At 52.7% G+C, this 17,314-nt stretch carries 11 protein-coding genes; 5 read left to right on the top strand and 6 right to left on the bottom strand.

What is annotated here, in order from left to right; translation table 11 throughout:
• The first annotated feature begins 23 nt into the window (after positions 1 to 23).
• The 5 genes from HOV93_RS20915 to HOV93_RS20895 all read left to right on the top strand — a co-directional run bounded on the left by HOV93_RS20915 (position 24) and on the right by HOV93_RS20895 (position 5,512).
• Positions 24 to 1,784 carry a complex I subunit 4 family protein gene (locus tag HOV93_RS20915; protein WP_207398496.1) on the top strand — a complete coding sequence of 587 codons (1,761 nt, stop codon included), beginning with the start codon at positions 24 to 26 and terminating at the stop codon, positions 1,782 to 1,784.
• Between the two features lie 17 nt (positions 1,785 to 1,801).
• Positions 1,802 to 3,487 (top strand): NADH-quinone oxidoreductase subunit N, encoded by a 1,686-nt coding sequence (locus HOV93_RS20910; protein ID WP_207398495.1) that lies wholly within the window; start codon positions 1,802 to 1,804, stop codon positions 3,485 to 3,487.
• 22 nt (positions 3,488 to 3,509) lie between these two features.
• A complete protein-coding gene (locus HOV93_RS20905) occupies positions 3,510 to 3,950 on the top strand; it encodes a hypothetical protein (protein WP_207398494.1) in 441 nt (146 codons plus the stop codon).
• An 82-nt stretch (positions 3,951 to 4,032) separates the two neighbouring features.
• Entirely contained in the window at positions 4,033 to 4,815 is a 783-nt protein-coding gene (locus HOV93_RS20900; RefSeq protein ID WP_207398493.1) for a TatD family hydrolase, read from the top strand.
• Between the two features lie 103 nt (positions 4,816 to 4,918).
• On the top strand, positions 4,919 to 5,512 hold the full coding sequence (locus HOV93_RS20895; RefSeq protein ID WP_207398492.1) for a thioredoxin family protein: 594 nt from the start codon (positions 4,919 to 4,921) through the stop codon (positions 5,510 to 5,512).
• A gap of 12 nt (positions 5,513 to 5,524) precedes the next feature.
• On the opposite strand, the gene HOV93_RS20890 is transcribed toward HOV93_RS20895, so the two are convergent.
• The 6 genes from HOV93_RS20890 to HOV93_RS20865 form a co-directional block, all read right to left on the bottom strand.
• Entirely contained in the window at positions 5,525 to 6,673 is a 1,149-nt protein-coding gene (locus HOV93_RS20890; protein WP_207398491.1) for a carboxylate-amine ligase, read from the bottom strand.
• Positions 6,674 to 6,683: 10 nt separating this feature from the next.
• Positions 6,684 to 7,952 (bottom strand): M20 metallopeptidase family protein, encoded by a 1,269-nt coding sequence (locus HOV93_RS20885; protein ID WP_207398490.1) that lies wholly within the window; start codon positions 7,950 to 7,952, stop codon positions 6,684 to 6,686.
• Positions 7,953 to 8,065: 113 nt separating this feature from the next.
• Positions 8,066 to 8,929, bottom strand: a complete 864-nt coding sequence (locus HOV93_RS20880) for an MqnA/MqnD/SBP family protein (protein ID WP_235990746.1) — start codon at positions 8,927 to 8,929, stop codon at positions 8,066 to 8,068.
• Between the two features lie 146 nt (positions 8,930 to 9,075).
• Positions 9,076 to 9,639 carry a flagellar export chaperone FliS gene (locus HOV93_RS20875; protein ID WP_207398489.1) on the bottom strand — a complete coding sequence of 188 codons (564 nt, stop codon included), beginning with the start codon at positions 9,637 to 9,639 and terminating at the stop codon, positions 9,076 to 9,078.
• Between the two features lie 102 nt (positions 9,640 to 9,741).
• Entirely contained in the window at positions 9,742 to 13,503 is a 3,762-nt protein-coding gene (gene fliD, locus HOV93_RS20870; protein ID WP_207398488.1) for a flagellar filament capping protein FliD, read from the bottom strand.
• A gap of 202 nt (positions 13,504 to 13,705) precedes the next feature.
• Entirely contained in the window at positions 13,706 to 17,275 is a 3,570-nt protein-coding gene (locus HOV93_RS20865) for a flagellin N-terminal helical domain-containing protein (protein ID WP_207398487.1), read from the bottom strand.
• Positions 17,276 to 17,314: the final 39 nt, after the last annotated feature.

The raw sequence follows: 17,314 nt of genomic DNA, 5'->3' as shown, positions 1-17,314 counted from the left end.
GTTTTTGCCCTTGAGGCACCTGTATGGATAACTTGGCAAGTTTAATCGTGACATCGCTGATCTTCACACCAGTTGTGGGAGCGATCGCTCTGTTGTTTTTTCCATCGGAAAATAAATCGCTGCTGCGCTGGTTTACGTTGTTGGTCACGTTGCTCGTCTTGCTGCCAACGCTATGGATTGCGCTGCCTGGGAGTGATGCTGTCAGTTTTGAAATCAATGAAGCGGGCGTTCAAAAAGTCGTCCAAACCTCGTGGATTCCGTCGTTCGATATTCAATTCTTTCTTGGTGTCGACGGAATTAGTTTTCCCTTGCTAATGCTAACGGCATTGATTTCTTTCTTGGCCATGGGGGCCAGTTGGACGATCGACAAATACGTAAAGAGCTACTGCGTGCTTTACCTGCTTCTGCTTGCCGGCATGATGGGCGTGTTTCTGTCGCTCGACTTCTTTTTGTTCTACATATTTTGGGAAGTCATGCTGCTCCCGATGTACTTCCTGATTGGGGTCTGGGGTGGGCCACGTAAGGAATACGCCGCGATCAAGTTCTTCTTGTACACGCTGTTTGGCAGTGTGCTAATGCTGATCGCTCTATTAATGCTGTATTTTAATAGCGATCTGCGACAGCTCTCTGCCGAACAACTAGCCGCCGCACATGTAGCTTCCTGGGATGATGCTGGCCAGTTGATGGCCGCAGAAGTCTACAAGTCAAAGATTGACGCTAGTGAATATCCGGTGCACACGTTCAACATTTTGGCCCTCCAGCAACTCGGCCAACATACAGACGTATTCGATCAGGCGTTGTTGTTCGGAAAGTCGATTCAGTGGTGGGCGTTTGTACTGCTGTTTATTGGTTTCGTGATCAAGGTTCCCAGTGTACCACTGCATACCTGGTTGCCGGATGCCCACGTAGAAGCTCCCACGCCGGTGTCAATGATTCTAGCCGGAGTACTATTAAAGATGGGGGGCTATGGGATCGTGCGGATTTGCTACCCGATCTGTCCTGACGCTGGTTACGATCTTGTATGGGTCGTATGTATCGTTGGCGTCACTAGCATGGTTTATGGGGCGTTCGCCGCACTGGCTCAAAAAGACTTTAAGCGAATGGTCGCCTATAGCTCGGTGAGTCACATGGGCTACGTCGTGCTTGGCCTGGGGGTATGGAGTGCAACCGCCGGATCTGTATTTGATCCGATTTCGTGGAGCATGGGTGTCAAAGGCGCTCTGTTCCAGATGATTGGTCATGGGATCAGTTCGGCTGGAATGTTCTTCATGGTCGGCGTGATCTACGACCGCGTGCATCATCGTGATTTGAATCAATTCGGCGGATTGTACGGCAAAATGCCCATTTACACGGCGATGGCGATGCTGTTGTTTTTCGCGGGATTAGGTTTGCCTGGTCTTTGTGGTTTCATCGGCGAAGTCTTTGTTGTCCTTTCGGTTTGGAAGTTAAGTGCCACATTAGCCGCGATTTCAGCGGCTGTCGTTATTCTGACGGCCGCTTACATATTGTGGGCAATTCAACGCGTCTATCTTGGGCCTGAGTATCGAGGCCCGCACCCGGAAGGATTGTCGGAGATCAGTCTACGCGAGATGGCCATTGCCCTGCCCCTTTGTGTATTGGCAGTCGTGCTAGGGGTTTTTCCAGCGACGATGTTCCGATACATGGACGCCACGGTCGATCAACAGGTGGCCGACTTGGTCGAGTGGACCGAGGAAGTGAAGCTTCCTAAGCTTCGAGCCGAACGAGAAGAAGCCGATCAAGAAGTTGCCGCGAACGCTCCCTAAGTAGATTTTTATCCAGCATGTTTTTCACCCTTGTGAATCACCTGACGTCCGATACCTTTGCCAGCCTCATTGGGTTTGGGGTTGAACTGGTATTATGCGCGACGATTTTGGTGATTCTCTTGGCACGTATATTCGCGTTTTCCGAGAGAATTGACTCGACCTGGTTCGCCTTGGTGGGCACCCTGGTTGCTCTGGGGGTATTGTCACCACTGGCCCCATGGGACATCTCACAAAGTCCGGCCCGTATGGTTGCGATTGGTGATTTACCGAGGGTCGAGATCTTTACCGGTATGCTGGTTCACGATGGATTTTCTGTCGTGATAAAAACGTTCTTGCTAGTCTTTCTGCTGCTTTTCTTCGTCCTTGTCAAATTAACCCAGGCACACCGCAAACCCGATAGCCCTGACTTTGTGACCTTGGTGCTAGGTTCAACTTTAGGCATGTGCTTGATGGCGTCAACGAATCATGTGTTGATGATCTTTCTCGCAATCGAGATGGCATCGGTACCGTCGTATGTGATGGTGGCGATCCATCGTCACGATAGGAAGGGATCGGAAGCCGCGCTGAAATATGCGGTCTACGGAGCAGGTACAGCGGGAGTGATGCTGTATGGAATCAGCCTCTTGTCCGGAATACTGAATTCGGCCCATCTTCCGACAATGGCTTTGCGTCTTGCGGAAATGGCAGCCTCCGGCATTTCGCCTGCCGAGAGCGTAATCATGGTGATGGCTACATTAATGATACTAGTGGGCGTAGCTTTCAAGCTGTCTGCGGTTCCGTTTCATCAATGGTGTCCTGACGTTTTTGAAGGAGCCACGGCCGAGGTCGGAGCATTTCTTTCCGTGGCCTCGAAGGCCGCAGCCTTAGCACTGCTCCTACGCGTTGCTGTAGGGCTCACATGTTTGGAGAGTGCCCCACTTTTATTAGTGGACTGGGAAAATAGTAGTGCGAATGCCATTGCCGTTGAATCCGAAGCGGTGGGATCGGCACTGGGTTCCGTGCGCAACTTCGTGGCTTGGCTGATTGCTGCGATAGCGGCCATAACGTGTACGTTCGGAAATTTGGCTGCCTTCGCTCAGACGAATATTAAGCGGCTCTTGGCCTATTCCACTATTGCTCACGCAGGCTACATGATGATGGCTGTGCCTGCCGTACTCGCTCTCATCTCGATCGATCCTATCGCGGCAGGTCAGTGTGTCGGCTATCTGGGGCTTTACATTGCAGTCTATCTGCTGATGAATCTAGGGGCGTTCGCCGTGGTGGCCATGGTGCGTGATGTCACACGAAGTGAAGAGATTCGCGACTATGCAGGTATGATACATCGTAGTAAGTCGTTCACGATTTGCCTAACAATCTTGCTGATCAGTCTTGTCGGTCTTCCTCCGCTGGCGGGTTTTATTGGCAAGTTTGCGGTCTTTGCCGGACTGGCCCGAGGGTATCTAGCAAGTGGTGAAACGTATCTGGTTGCTTTGCTGGTGATTGGCTGCCTGAATACGGCGATTAGTTTGTTTTACTATCTTCGTATTGTGAAAACGATGACAATCGACCCTGTCGATGCCGATACAACTCCGATGCGAAACTCGCCAAGCATTTTGCAGACAGGCTATTTGTGGTGTTTAACGATACCTGTCTTAGTATTGATTGTGGGTTGGGACTTTTTAAACGTTTGGATTCAGCAGGCCGTTCGCGGTTTGGTCTCGTGATGCTTTAGGTGAATTGCTGCCAATGTTGCCTGCCAAACAATTTGAGATTCTGAACCGAATTGCCGCTTTACATCATCGTTCGCTGCCAACCTATCTAACGTATGCTCGCCCCTGGGTAAGAATCGGCAGCGAATCAAAAGCAGGCATTATTGAGGATATCGCAGCGGATCATCATGATTTGGTCCAGCGTATCCTACGCGTGCTTGAAGCGGATGACCGGCCTGTTTCGTTGGGGGACTTTCCGATGGCTTATACCGACCTGAACGACCTCTCCCTCGATTTCATACTGCAGGAACTTACACGCTACGAGCGTCGCCTTCTGAAGACGTTGGAAGAGATCGTTACATGGGTTGATCGAGATCAACCATCGTATTTGCTGATCAATATGGCGATCGGATTGGCCGTCGGCCATTTGGAAAATCTCGCCGAAGCCAATGGTGATTCGCCAGCGATGAGGACGTAACGGCCGTTTCTTTAGAGCGTTGCTCGCGTTACTATGGAACGATTCGGATACGCTGTTATGTGCCAACAAAAGAGTAAACACCGTGGAATGGTTTGACACACACGCCCATTTGTTCGACGAAGGGCTTCTACCGCAAATCGATGACGTAATAGGACGTGCCCAAAAGGCTGGTGTCGGAACGATTGTTGCGATCGGAACTACCCTGGAGGATAGCCGGATTTGCGTCCAGTTGGCTGAGCGATTTCAGAACGTCTACGCTTCGGTGGGGATTCATCCTAATCATAGTGCCGAGGCAAACGAAGGAGACCTCGATGAAATCGAACAGTTGATTCCCCACCCGAAGGTAGTTGCCATCGGAGAGACAGGCCTTGATCGATACTGGGACTTCGCCCCGATCGAACTTCAGAAACAGTACTTGCAGTGGCATGTCGAGAAATCAAGGGCTTACAGCAAGCCACTCGTTATTCATATGCGTGACTGCGAAGACGACATCGTCGAGTGGTTGGAAGCCTCGAAGACCGAGGGGCCCCTTTCGGGGATTCTGCATTCGTATACCGGAAACACCCAACTGGCTGAACTAGGTGTCGCATGCGGAATGCATATTAGCTTTGCTGGCATGTTGACGTTCAAAAAAAATCAGGAACTCCGCGACGTGGCGAAAACGATCCCCGCAGATCGTTTGCTGGTAGAAACGGATTGCCCTTACTTGAGTCCTGAGCCATGCCGTAAACAGCGACCCAACGAGCCGGCACTTGTTGTGCATACCGGAGCATGTCTGGCGAATGAACGGGGTGTCGATCTCCAGGAAATGGCTCGCACGACGACGGCTAACGCGCGAAAACTGTTTGGCATCGCTGAATCTTAATGCCGTCGTGACCGTGGCCTGCGGTTGAGAGAGCCTGCTGCTGCGTTAGAATACGGAAACGGTTTACGACTTCCCGCATCCACTACCCCAGGACAATTATCCGATGGTTAAGACCGCCAGTACTATGCTTCCGCTGGGAACGCCTGCTCCCGATTTTTCGCTGTTGAATGTCGATTCAAAGACGGTCTCGCTTGCCGACTTTTCAGACGCGAAGGCGCTGGTCGTAATCTTCATGTGCAATCACTGTCCATTCGTGAAGCATCTGGCGGATGCCTTGGCCGATTTTGGTCGAGAATGCCAGCAGAAGGGGGTGGCTGTAGTGGGGATTAGTTCCAACGACGTGGCAAAACACCCGGACGATTCTCCAGAGCAAATGGTTCATGAAGCCGAAAACCGTGGCTACACGTTTCCTTATCTGTACGACGAAGATCAGAGTATTGCCAAGGCCTACAAAGCAGCTTGCACGCCAGATTTTTATGTCTTCGATGCCGAGAAGAAGCTTGCTTATCGTGGGCAGTTTGATGCCAGCAGGCCCGGTGGTGATATCGCCGTGACTGGCGACGATCTTCGCAAAGCGGTCGATGCTGTTGTCGAAGGCCAAGCTGTGCCGGAACCGCAAATGCCCAGCATTGGCTGCAATATCAAGTGGATCTCCGGAAAGGAACCAGAGTACTTTAACCCAGCCGGCACGGCGTAGTGGGTCGATAGGTTAAACGGTTGATTCTTCGGAACCAGCGGCTTTGGATAGTCTCGATCCATCGGATAGAATTCGGACCATCTCGGCCGCTGATCCTGTTTCTTGTAGCAGCTTTCGCTGCTGCGCAGCCCAGCTAGGGCGATTGGCGATGACGTTGCAATGCTCGAGTTGGTCGGCGCATTGCAGACGTTTAGCCAGCGGTGCCAAGTTGGTTACTAGGCGTTTGGTCATCTCAGGTACAGTTTCGACATCGAAGGTGAACGAGTTGACCAGTCGAGCCGATGTCCCATAGCGGGCCGCTCGCCATTTGTTCTGCCGGACCATCATCGGGTGGCAATCGTGCTGATAAGCCCCTTCGTCGATATCACGTGAAAGATAGACGATTAAGCACTGTGTCATAGCGGTCAGTGCCATGACATCGTTCATGTTGCCAGGCATATCGCAAATGCGAACTTCAACCGTTCCAAAGTTGTGGTGCGGGCGAACGTCCCACCAAATTTCCCGGATGGTATTGATGAAGCCTGTGTCGACCATATGGTTGACGATCCACACGTACTCGCTCCAGTTCCGCATGAGCGTCGGAATTCCAGCGGTTGGAAGCCCTTCCATGATCTTGCTGCGATGAGACGAAAGACCGGTGTCGCGTCCTTCCCAATAAGGACTCGAACCAGAAAGCGCCAACAACAGGGGCAAGTATTGCATGATGCGATCGCAAAGCATGACGGCTTTGTCGCCTGACTCGACTCCTACGTGTACGTGCAAACCCTGAGTAACCAGACGCCGGGCCATCTCTTGTAGCAATTCCAGCAAGTCTAAGTATCGCTGGTTTTGGGTCACCTCTTGATCTTTCCAACGAGAAAAAGGGTGTGTGGCCGCCCACCAAAGTTTTAGCCCAAGCTTATCTAAAACGGTCTCGATGCGTTTGATCTTGGCAGAAAGGTCTTGCTCGGCCTCGTCGACAGTGTGGCAAATTCCTGTGTTAATCTCGAGGCAACACTGCATTAGCTCGGGCTTGTATTGCCCTTTTTCTTCTTCGGGTAATTGATCGAGGATTGTCTGAACGGCAGACGATAATTGCATCGACTTGCTATCGATCAGACCTAGCTCGAGTTCTACGCCAAGGGTCGGATAGTTATTGGCACGAAATTCGATTTTCGACATGAGGGGCGTCCTAGTCTGAAGCCGAATCGGGATGAGAAGTCGTCCGAGACTGCAGGAGTTGGGTGTTGAATCGCGAGCCAGGCTCGAAGCAGGCAATAACGCTGCGGGCCAACAGGTTAGCTCCCAACGGCAAAACTCTCTCGTCAATATCGAATCGCGTGCTATGCAGAAGAGGCCAGTTGCTAACGCCTGGCGTGGCACAGCCGAGACGAATCATCGCCCCTGGAACATGATCCAGATAGAACGAGAAGTCCTCTCCGCCCATGCTGGCACGCGGAACCTCGTAGATGCCCGGCATGCCTAGTAGCTCTACGCAATTCTCTTTGAGCAGGTCAATCACGTTATCATCGTTCCGGACCGCAGGTGTTCCCAGGTCGAAACTGACCTCAATTTCGGTCTGGGTTGCCATCGCGATTCCGTCAGCAATACGATGGATGTGACGAATCGTTTCCGTGCGTGTTTGAGGTTGCAGCGTCCGCATGGTTCCTTGCAGTTGAACCGTTTCCGGAATAACGTTGGCGCTCGATCCACCGTGGATTTGCCCAAAACTGACGACAACCGCCTCGTGAGTTTGCGTGACGCGAGGTAAAGCGAGATAGAGTGTGTTGATTAGCTGCGCCGCTGCGGCAATTGGGTCATTTGCTTCGTAAGGACGTGCACCATGGCCGCTCGACCCATGAATTGTGATGTGAATCTCTTCGCAATTGGCTGTCAGTTCTCCTTTGCGGAAACCCACTTTGCCATAGGGAAGCCCAGGCTCCATGTGTGTGGCCATGATCGCTGAGACATCTTCTAACGCTCCGGCCTTGATCATAGCTTGGGCGCCGACGCACGTTTCTTCAGCAGGCTGAAAGATAAAGCGGGATCGAATCGGCCAAGGCAACGCATTTTTCTTCGATAATGCTTGAATTGCCTGGGCGGCACCTAGGACAAGCGTTGTATGAGCGTCGTGACCGCAGGCATGCATTACCCCATCGACTTGGCTGCCGTATTCGACCTGCTTGCAGTCATGGATAGGGAGAGCGTCGATATCGCCACGCAAGGCAATGACGGTTGATCCATCGCTTTCATAGGTATCTAGATCGGCGATCACGCCACGACCTTCAGGCCCCATTCGCACCGAGAGGCCCATGTCGCCTAGTGCTTGGTAGAGAGAGAGACTTGTCTGAAATTCTTCGCCAGAAACTTCCGGAAAACGATGAAGGTTGCGGCGGAATTGAACAAGCTGATCGCTCTTTTGGTCGATCTCCGCACTCAGTTGCGATTGCCAGGCTGTCATGCTGCGGGGACTTTCCTATCAAATCGGTAAATCTCGGTACTCCAATATTACCATGCAATTGGAGTACCGTTCATTACCAATTTGGAAATGAATTCCTCGCTGATCTCGGCGCACTAACCGTCGATAAACTCAGGTGTGATCAATTCGGGAATAGCTCCGAGTTCGTAGCCTTCCTTCAGGAAGCGAGTGACCGACTCACGGCCACGTTCACCAAAGTCGATGGTCCAGTCATTAACGTACATTCCGACAAATTTGTCGGCGAGTTGATTGTCGAGGCCTCGACCGAACTGCAGAGCGTAGTCCAGTGCTGGCTGACGGTTTTCCAGACCGTAGACAATACTCTCTTTCAGCAGACGGGTCACTTCACGAATGGTCTCGTCGCCCAGGTCCTTGCGGATGCCATTGGCACCCAAGGGAAGTGGCAGTCCATCAGTACGATCGTGCCACCAGACGCCCAGGTCGACAATCAATTGCAAGTCTTGGCGTTGATAGGTGAGCTGACCTTCGTGGATGATCAGGCCGGCATCAATCTGCTTGCCCTGGTACTCTCCAGCCGCAGTGACCTCAATGATTTCGTCAAAGGGAACGACGACGTGCTCAAATTCCTGTCCCAGGTACATCTGTAGCCCTAGAAAGGCAGACGTCAGAGTGCCTGGAACGGCAATGGTCTTGGTCTTTAACTCGTCTTGAGTGAGCGCTTGCTTGGCGATGACCATTGGGCCATAGTTGTCACCCATGCTCGCTCCGCACGAGCAGATCGCATATTTATCATGCAAGTGAGCGTATGCATGGATGCTGATCGCGGTTAATTCCAATTCGCCGGAGAACGCGCGTCGATTAAGCGTTTCGATATCGACCAACTCGTGCTCAAACCGATAATTGCCGGTATCGATCTTGTCGCAGGCCAACGCATAGAACATGAACGCATCGTCCGGGTCAGGGCTATGCCCTACTCGAATCAGTTTTTTCTCGGCCAAGATACTAGGTCCCTGGTTGGGGTGAAGCGGTGAAAATCAAACCACCCATTGTTGCGTGGATTGGGGTTTTCCATCAACCAGGGAACCGAGGTGATTCTGGCGAGATAACACGTCTTTTTGGACGGAAGTTGATGTTGTAGGCGCCATTATGCGTCAAATGAGATCCCACCACCGGCATTAGGGTAAAAGGCCGCGCCGCTATCGTCGCCATACGAACTAGGTAGACGCTGCTCAAAGCTCTCTGAATGGACATTGTCGTTGAGCGTTCCCATGATTTCTTCGGCGTCCGAAGATGTGATCTCGCGCTCGTTTTCAGTGGGACGCTGCGGAGCCTCGGGCATCTGCTGGCATAGCTCTTCCCAGGTTTGACGCTCTTCGTTAAGCACGTTTAAGACGCCATCGAGACGGGCGTACTCGTCCTTTGCATGCAGATCGGTGAGTTCCTGGAACAGAAAAAAGTAGATCCCGGCAACGTTCCCCATCAGATCACTCCCGTCATCTTTGATGCTGCAGAGAATCTGTGCGACGATTTCTCGGCAACGCATCAGCCGATCCCAAGCCTCTTCTTTATCTTGCTGCTCGCTTAACTGTTGGGCTTGGTAGGCAAAGCGAATTGCTCCGTTGATCATCATCAACTGCAGCTTTTGCGGGGTCGCCGTAAGAACTTCGGTTTCCAGATAATTTTCCGTCGAATCGCTTGCAAAGCTCATGGATACCAACTTGGGTCAGTCGAGGATCGAAGAGTCGGGTCTATCGGTAATATCGACCGGTATGCCGGATGTCTTGCGAGGAAACATCTGGCTACGCGGTAATTACGTGCCGTCAGGCGAGATATACTGGATCTGGCTGAGTGCCGTCTGGTTATTCTGCAGCTTTCCGATGGTCAGTTCCAGATTGTAAAACTGTTTGAGAAGTTGCTCGGACTTGCGTTCTAATCGCTCGGTCATTGCCGTGATGCGATCGGTATTTAGGGTGGCACGAGATTGAAGGGTTTGAGCTCGACTGACAAGCAGTGAATTGTTTCTGCCAGCAAATTGCTCGGTCAGGTTATAAACCTTATGAGCAAAGCCGGTCGTTTCTCGCGTAAAAAAGGTTTCTACCGCTTCCGGGTCTTCCGCGAATGCTGCCGTGAGTTTGGTCGAATTCAGGCTTAGTTTGCCGGTGTCATTGAACTCGAAGCCGAGCTGCTCGAGCGATTGGAACTTGCCATTGCCGGCCAGGCGTGAAGTGATCAGGTTGCCCAGTTCGGTATCGATTCGCAGTGCTTCATTTGAGCCAAAGAGAATGCCTGTCGAGTTATCGGCTTCATTGAAAAAGGTATGCGAATCAAGTTTGTCTCGCAGAGCGTTATACTGATCGACGAATTCCTGGGCTGCTTTTACCAAGGGTTCATCCGACACTTGCACGTTCACGTTGATGGCCGTATCAGAGGCTGCGTTGACCGTTAGTGAAACGCCTTCCAGGACTTCGTTGAACTTGTTGGAACTCGAAGACGTTAGGATGCCAGCGGATGCATTGCTTGAAGATCCAAATAGTAATAGAGCGTCCTGGGCTTCGACAATTTCATCGAAACGAAATTGCGATTGGCTCGAGTCAATTACGACTCGTCCTTCACTTCCTGAAATTGTGCTGACCAGCGACAATCGTACAGGATTTGTACCGGACCCTGTATTGAGCGAACTAGCAGAGATGCCGATATCAGCATCATTGATCTTGGTGATGACATCTTCGAGGGTTTCCCCATCTTCGATGTCAATTGTCGTGACTTCAGATCCTTCAATGACGGTGCGGGTAACGCCGTCGACTTCTTTTTCTACTCCGGTGCCAAGTAGGCCAAGGCTTGCGGCCGTATTGATGGAACTGCCTTCGGTGACGGTCAGCTTGCCCGAGCCCGAGGACTTGTCGATCAGGACGATGCCATCGCCTCGGTCGTTGATTCTGGCCTCAACATTCAGGGTGAGCTGCGCGTTGATTGTGTCGATTAGATCCCCGACCGTTTCAAACGAAGCGTCTGTGATGTCGAATAGCCGAGAATCACCCTCACTGTTCTTGATAAGGAACTTTCCTCGCTCGATGCCTGCACCCCCTTTGAGGTCGTCGAGCCGGGTATTCTCATTCACAAACTGCCGGCCAAGATTACCTGAATTAACAGTTAGTTCGGTCGAGTCGTGCTCGATGTTGAGCAACTCGGCGCTGTTGGTGCCGTCTGCGTTGGCCACGATAAAGTTACTGGAAAACGAGCCGCTTGTATCGGTCAGTGAAATGCCAGTTCCCGACAAGTTGACCTTAGCATTGATGGCCAGGCCAGACGCGTTGATCAAATCAATGGCATCTTCGATCGTCTCGGCTGCTGACAAATCGACGTTCGCTGAACTGCCACTGCGATCGGTAATTGCGATCGTGCTGAGAGTGCCCAGTCCCTGTCCACCATTCAAGGAGGTTAATAGCGTCGTCTTCAAACCTGCTTGTAGCCTACGGCTTGTGAGCGTATTGTCTGCAGACGTGCCTGTAAGGCCGAGATCTTCTGCGGTTGAACTGCTATTAATGCTGCTGACGGAGAATGACCCGCCGTTGTCGGTAGACAGATCGATTAATTCGATGCTATCGCCGTCATCGCTAATTTGTGCTCGCAGTTTCGTCGGATCGACTTCGTTGATGGTATCGATCAGCTCGCCTAGCGTTTGTGGGTCAGAGGCTTCGCTGGCTTCTCCTTTGTCAGTCGTCGCTTCAATCGAAGCGTCGATGATCCGGTCGCCCGTAGCACTGGTTGGCTTAGAAGCCGAGAAAGAAGCCGCAAAAGCCGTATTGCCGTTTAGCGCGGTGACAACATCAGTCGCCGTCGTTTCACCCTGAGCGATGCGAACTGTGATGGTTTGGGCATCGGCGTCGAACTCAACGACTTCATTACCCTGCGTTACCGTCTCGTCGGCTACATAAGATATCTGGTAGCCATCGGAGTCGGCCCCTTTTACCTTGGCGGTTAAATTAACTTGACCATTGGCAGCATCATCCGGCGTTGTTGCGGACGATTGTAGTACGCCGCCGGAAGTGACGGCCGTATCGGTGACGTCGATCAATCCGGTTCCATCACTGCCGGAACCATTTGCGGCAGTGAATAACGCACTTGCTATAGGATCATTGTTAATTGCGTCGATGACATTTGCGCCGGTAGAGTTGCCGGCGTTGATCCGAACTGTAAGCGTTTTGTTACCTGGGTCAGAGTCATCGTAGGTAACTGTTTCTGCACCTGCGGTCACCCCAACATCGTCCACGAAAACGATCGTCACGTCATCGTAGGATCCGCCGGTTCCATTGGCGGTCAGGGTAATTGCAGCATTAGGATCTACCGACGTTGTGGTGGCCGCAGAGCTACCGTTGGTTGCGACGGTGGTTACGGAATCTTTGTTCGGATCGATGACCCCGTTTCCGAGGCCATTATTGACGGTTTCGGCCGTGAAGTATTGACTGGCGGTCGCGTCGTTCTCTAAGGCAGCGAGAACGTCTGCAGCCGTAGTCTTGCCTGCTTCAATTTGAAAAGACAGCGTTTTGGCGTTCCCGTCGAATACGACCGTTTCGTTGCCTTGGGTAATCGAGCCGTTGTTTTGGAAAACAATTTGAACGCCGTCATATTCGCTGCCGTTTTGGACAGAGTTGAAACTGAGCCGGGCATCCCCTGACACGGTTGTCGCAGTGGCAAAGTCCTCAGGAGCGGCCGCCTTGCCGAGATCGATTTCTAGTGTGGATCCGTCACGCAAGGCAACGGAAAGATCTGCTGCACTGTGGTTTACGCTGATACCATTTCCATCGTTAAGTGACGAAAGCAGCGTGTTGGTATGCAGACTCAGCAGATCGGCACCGGTTGCTGTGATGGACGCGGTGTTAATTCCTTCCAGACCTAAGTCGGCCGCCGTGCTGCTATTCCCCACAGCCTGAACGATGAGGTTCGATGTCGAAGATCCCGAAGTATCGGTTAACTTAATACGATCGCCGTCAACGGTAGCAGTAACCTGAATATCATCATTGCCATTGATAGCATTTAAGACATCGTCGATCGTCTGTGCATAGCTCAAATCAACTGCAGCGCTAGTTCCACTGCGGTCCGTAATGCGGATTTTGCCACGCTGAACACCTTGTCCTCCGTTGAGTTGGTCCAGAGAAAGCCCGTCATCGAGCTTAGGCCCGTGGCTGATCTGGATCTGGCCGGAAGACAGTGGTTGGGTGATGGAGGATACGCCGGAACTAAGTAGCTGCTGCGATTGAGCCGAACGGATCGGCGTGAATTGGTAGTTGCCCCCCCTAGGGGTTCCTGTAACGGTGGCAGAGAGAAACGAAGTATTGCTACTGGTGGCCTTTGAAGTGTTGAAGAGAGTGCTTGTCTCGAACTTCTTGGCCGTAAATTGAAAGCTCAGAACGCTAGCCGTTAGCTCGGCAATCGCCGACGCTTCGTCGTTGATAAGCTCTGTGCGGGAGACTAGCAAATCGCGCGGTTGGGCCTCGATTGCAAGTAACTGCGCGACCGTTTCCGCAATCGGAATGCCAGTGATTAGACCAGTATTGGCTTGAATGCCTGCCATTGAATTCGTGTCGTGTGGGTGAGCCGTCGCTCACGCAATAGTTCCGCAGAGATCGAGCCCGCGATTGTCTCTATTATCGACCAACGATGACCATAAGCTGGAGGGATTTTCCGATTAGGTAAATTTGATCGAGTCGCCTGTCTACGAAAAACGCCCGACCAAAAGGTCGGGCGTTTTATTTCTCTTAGAACTGAATTGCTTCTTAACGAAGCAGACTCAGAACGTTCTGTGGGTTCTGGTTAGCGATACCCAACACTGAAGTACCCGACTGGACCAGAATCTGCGACCGAGTCAGCTTCGCCGATTCAGCGGCGAAGTCCGCGTCACGAATCGAGCTTTCTGCTTCGGTCAGATTGGCCAGCGTGTCATTCAAGGTATAGATGTTCGATTCCAGAGTCGTTTTCTGGAACGCACCTAAGCGACCTCGAAGCTGGGTGACAACCGTGATCGTTTCGTCAACGATCTTGGCAGCACCACCAACGTCAGCGGTAAGGCTCTTGGCACCGCCGGAACGCAACTCGAACAGTCGACCACTGACACCACCGAGTGTTGCCGTGCTAACGCTCTGAATGCCAAGACGGGCTTGCTGGTTGCTAACCACGTCCGGACCCAGTTGGAACAAGGCACCACCACCCGAGATCTGGAAGTTCAGATTCGAGTTATCACTGACCGAAGCATTCAGCGAGAAGCTTAGGTCGAGCGACGAAGTGTTGATCGAAGCCTTGAGACCGTCACCGACTGCCTGGATACCGTTGATGCGAACATCGACGTCCGTACCTTCCGATCGGTCGGCAGAAGCACCGGTGTCGTTCGTCAGGCTGAAAGTTCCGCTTAGAGCTTTCACGCTCACGAAGCTGTCCGAGCCATAGCGAGTCGCTTGGAACGTCAGGCCGGTGTTCTCCAAGTCGGAGTTGCCTTGCAGGGCAGCACCTTGGACCGAGCCGTTATCAACCACGCCGCCTGTAAGCGTTGCGGTGTCGTCAACGGTGACAGTCCCGGCACCCGTACCGCCAGCGGTAGCACTAAACAGTGCAGCGATGTCGGCGTCGTAGTTGCCATCGCCGGAATCGAAGATGTCTTCAAGGTCGGCGGCTGTCGTCACGCCTTCTTCGATGAAGAAGGTCAGCGTCTTCGAGCCAGCATCGTATTCAGCACGTTCGTCGGTACCAGCGGTCACAGCTCCGTCGGCGACAAACTGAATGGTGACGTCGTCGTACTCAGCACCACCGTTGATTGCTGATAGCGTCAACTGGGCGTCTTCACCATTGACAGCCGTAGTCGTGCCAGATGCCTGGGCATCTTCGAGATCGGTACCACTGGTCGAGAACGAAATGTCTTCCGTGGTAACGGCCAGCACACCAGAGCCATTGCTTTCACCAGAATTGGTAATGCTGATGCCACGATCGGACAGGTAAGCAGCCGTGTTGGCCGATTCGGTCGGATCGTCAATGAACTCGCTAGGATCATCGAAGAAGGCAATCAGATCATTTGCAGTGGTCGTGATTGTCCCATTTTCGTCCGTAGCCAGATTGATGATCAGCGTTCCTTCCGAAGAAACTCCGCCCGAGGTTTCCGTAGGAATGTCAAGGTCGGCGATCGTAAGGGCATCGGAGCCATCGCTCGAACCGAAGTTCGAGGCTTCGAAGAACTGGCTGACGTAGGCGTCGTCGTTGATGGCTGTCAACACGTCTTCCGTCGTAGTAACACCATCTTCGATGTTGATAGTGATGGTCTTGTTCTCTTTGTCGAGAACAGCATACTCATTGCCACCACCCGTAACCGAAGCGTTATCGACGAAGCTGATCGAGTAACCGTCGAATTCGGTACCCTTAAGCTTGGCCTTTATTTCGAAGCTTCCATTCGCGTCGTCATTCTGAATGACAGAAGTCGAATAGCCTTCGACACGAGGATCGGTGGTCGTGTCGATGCTTAGGCCGGTTCCGGCATTGGAGACGAATCGCACGTTCGGATTCGACTCAGGGGCTAGGAACTGCAACGCATTGTTTTGCTCAGCAACACCGCTGTATGCGACATCGGTGAACTCAGAGACGACACCATAACCGTTGTTACCGGCTTGCAGCGAAGCGGTGACCTTGTCGTTATCGGTCGCGCCATTGATTGCCGAGATGACATCGTTCGCTGTAGCGATAACATCGCCACCATCAACGCCGCCTTCGGTGGTAGCACCGTACGTTCCGGTAAAGGCCACGGCACCTGCGCCAGTACCGGCGACCTCCACTAAAGCGGCAGTGAACAAGGCAGCGGTAGCCGCATTGTTCGAGTTTGCAGTAACTGCACCACCGTCGGCAACCGCGATGGTACCAGAACCGTCACTGCCTACAACGTTGGCAGCGGCAGTGAACAAGCCACCAACCGTAACGTCGCCATTTAATGCGGCAATCACCTGGTTCGCGGTCGAGACGCCATCTTGAATACCAACAGTGATAATGACATTGTCAGGATCGCTATTGTCGTACGCGACAGTTTCAGAACCAGCCGTTTCGCCACCGACAAAGTTAATGGTAACACCATCGTTTGCCAGTCCGGTCGTATCCGACGTAAAGCTGAACAACGAGTTGCCACCGGTAGTCGTACCGATAATCGTGGCCGGCGTATCCGCAAGGGTATGCGCATTATTGACAGCATTAACGATGTCGGCACCGGTAGAAGCAGCATTCTTGGTGATCGTCAGCGTTTTGGCGTCGGCATCAAAAACGGCCGTTTCTTGACCGACATTGGTTCCGTCGGCAAAGATGACGCTAATGTCATTGAAGTCGGCACCCAACTGATCGGCCGTGATGGTGAAGTCGTTGTCCGTACCAGCTGTGTCGACGGTAACGGATGCGGCTTCGAAGTCACGGACGCCGAGGGCAACTTCAATGGTTGCCGGATCATCGCCGAGCGGGCCGGTGTAGTTGGCCGTTGTCGAGGAAGACGTGCCCTTGACGTACTTGACGCGGACGTCGCCGGCGTCGAAACCAGCGTCGTTGGCGGTCAGCAGGACGTCGTTGTTTTCGCCATAGCTGGATGCGACCAAGGTACCATTGGTGGCTGCCGTTTCGACAATGGCTTCCACGCCCGTTGCGTCTGAAACCAGATTGACGGCCGAAGCGACTTCTTCGATGGTCGAGCCCTTGGCGAAATTGAACGCCTCGGTACCGTTGCCGCCGCCGATTTGCAGCACGAGATCTTCGGCGATGGCACCGAAGTTGTAATTCAGTTGACCGCGGGTAGCTTGTTTGACGACGTTGACCTCGACGCCAATTTCGCTGAAGGAACCAAAGTTGGCCTGATCGACTCGAAGGCCTTCGATCGACTGGGTTTCCACGCCGTTGGTGATGAAGTCCAAGTTGCCGTCCAACAGACGCTTGCCTTGGAAAGATGTGATCTGAGCGATTCGGTCGATGGCTTCTAGCGACGAGTCGATCTGCAACTGGTTAGCCGCGATCTGCTCTTCACTCAACGCACCTGTATTGGCGGCTTCGGAAGTCAAGCCACGAATGTCGTTGAGAAGCTGACTCACCTGGCCTAAGGCGCTGTCGGCGGTCGCAATCAGCTGGTTGGCCCGTTCACTGTTGGTGATGGCCTTTTCCACGCTGATGATATCGCTTCGAAGACCTTCACTGGCGATCAAGCCCGCTGGGTCATCCTTACCGCGGTTGATTCGCAAGCCTGTACTCAAACGACCTAGGGCCGTTTGCAGGTCGTTATTCGACCGCGACAAGGTGTTCTGAGCGACGAGTGAGCTGACGTTAGTATTGATTCGGGTCATATTGAGACACCCCTCCTAGTAGAGGACTACGTTTGGTTC

It is taken from the genome of Bremerella alba (assembly GCF_013618625.1).
GTDB lineage: Bacteria > Planctomycetota > Planctomycetia > Pirellulales > Pirellulaceae > Bremerella > Bremerella alba.
The sequence above is the reverse complement of the archived record's forward strand: the minus strand, read 5'-3'. Positions and strand labels throughout refer to the sequence as shown.

Bases quoted from the DNA above. Each gene is read 5' to 3' on its own strand.
- HOV93_RS20890 (WP_207398491.1), bottom strand. From the start codon at position 6,673: ATGTCGAAAATCGAATTTCGTGCCAATAACTATCCGACCCTTGGCGTA.
- HOV93_RS20895 (WP_207398492.1), top strand. From the start codon at position 4,919: ATGGTTAAGACCGCCAGTACTATGCTTCCGCTGGGAACGCCTGCTCCC.
- HOV93_RS20915 (WP_207398496.1), top strand. From the start codon at position 24: ATGGATAACTTGGCAAGTTTAATCGTGACATCGCTGATCTTCACACCA.
- HOV93_RS20910 (WP_207398495.1), top strand. From the start codon at position 1,802: ATGTTTTTCACCCTTGTGAATCACCTGACGTCCGATACCTTTGCCAGC.
- HOV93_RS20865 (WP_207398487.1), bottom strand. From the start codon at position 17,275: ATGACCCGAATCAATACTAACGTCAGCTCACTCGTCGCTCAGAACACC.
- fliD (WP_207398488.1), bottom strand. From the start codon at position 13,503: ATGGCAGGCATTCAAGCCAATACTGGTCTAATCACTGGCATTCCGATT.
- HOV93_RS20875 (WP_207398489.1), bottom strand. From the start codon at position 9,639: ATGAGCTTTGCAAGCGATTCGACGGAAAATTATCTGGAAACCGAAGTT.
- HOV93_RS20905 (WP_207398494.1), top strand. From the start codon at position 3,510: ATGTTGCCTGCCAAACAATTTGAGATTCTGAACCGAATTGCCGCTTTA.
- HOV93_RS20885 (WP_207398490.1), bottom strand. From the start codon at position 7,952: ATGACAGCCTGGCAATCGCAACTGAGTGCGGAGATCGACCAAAAGAGC.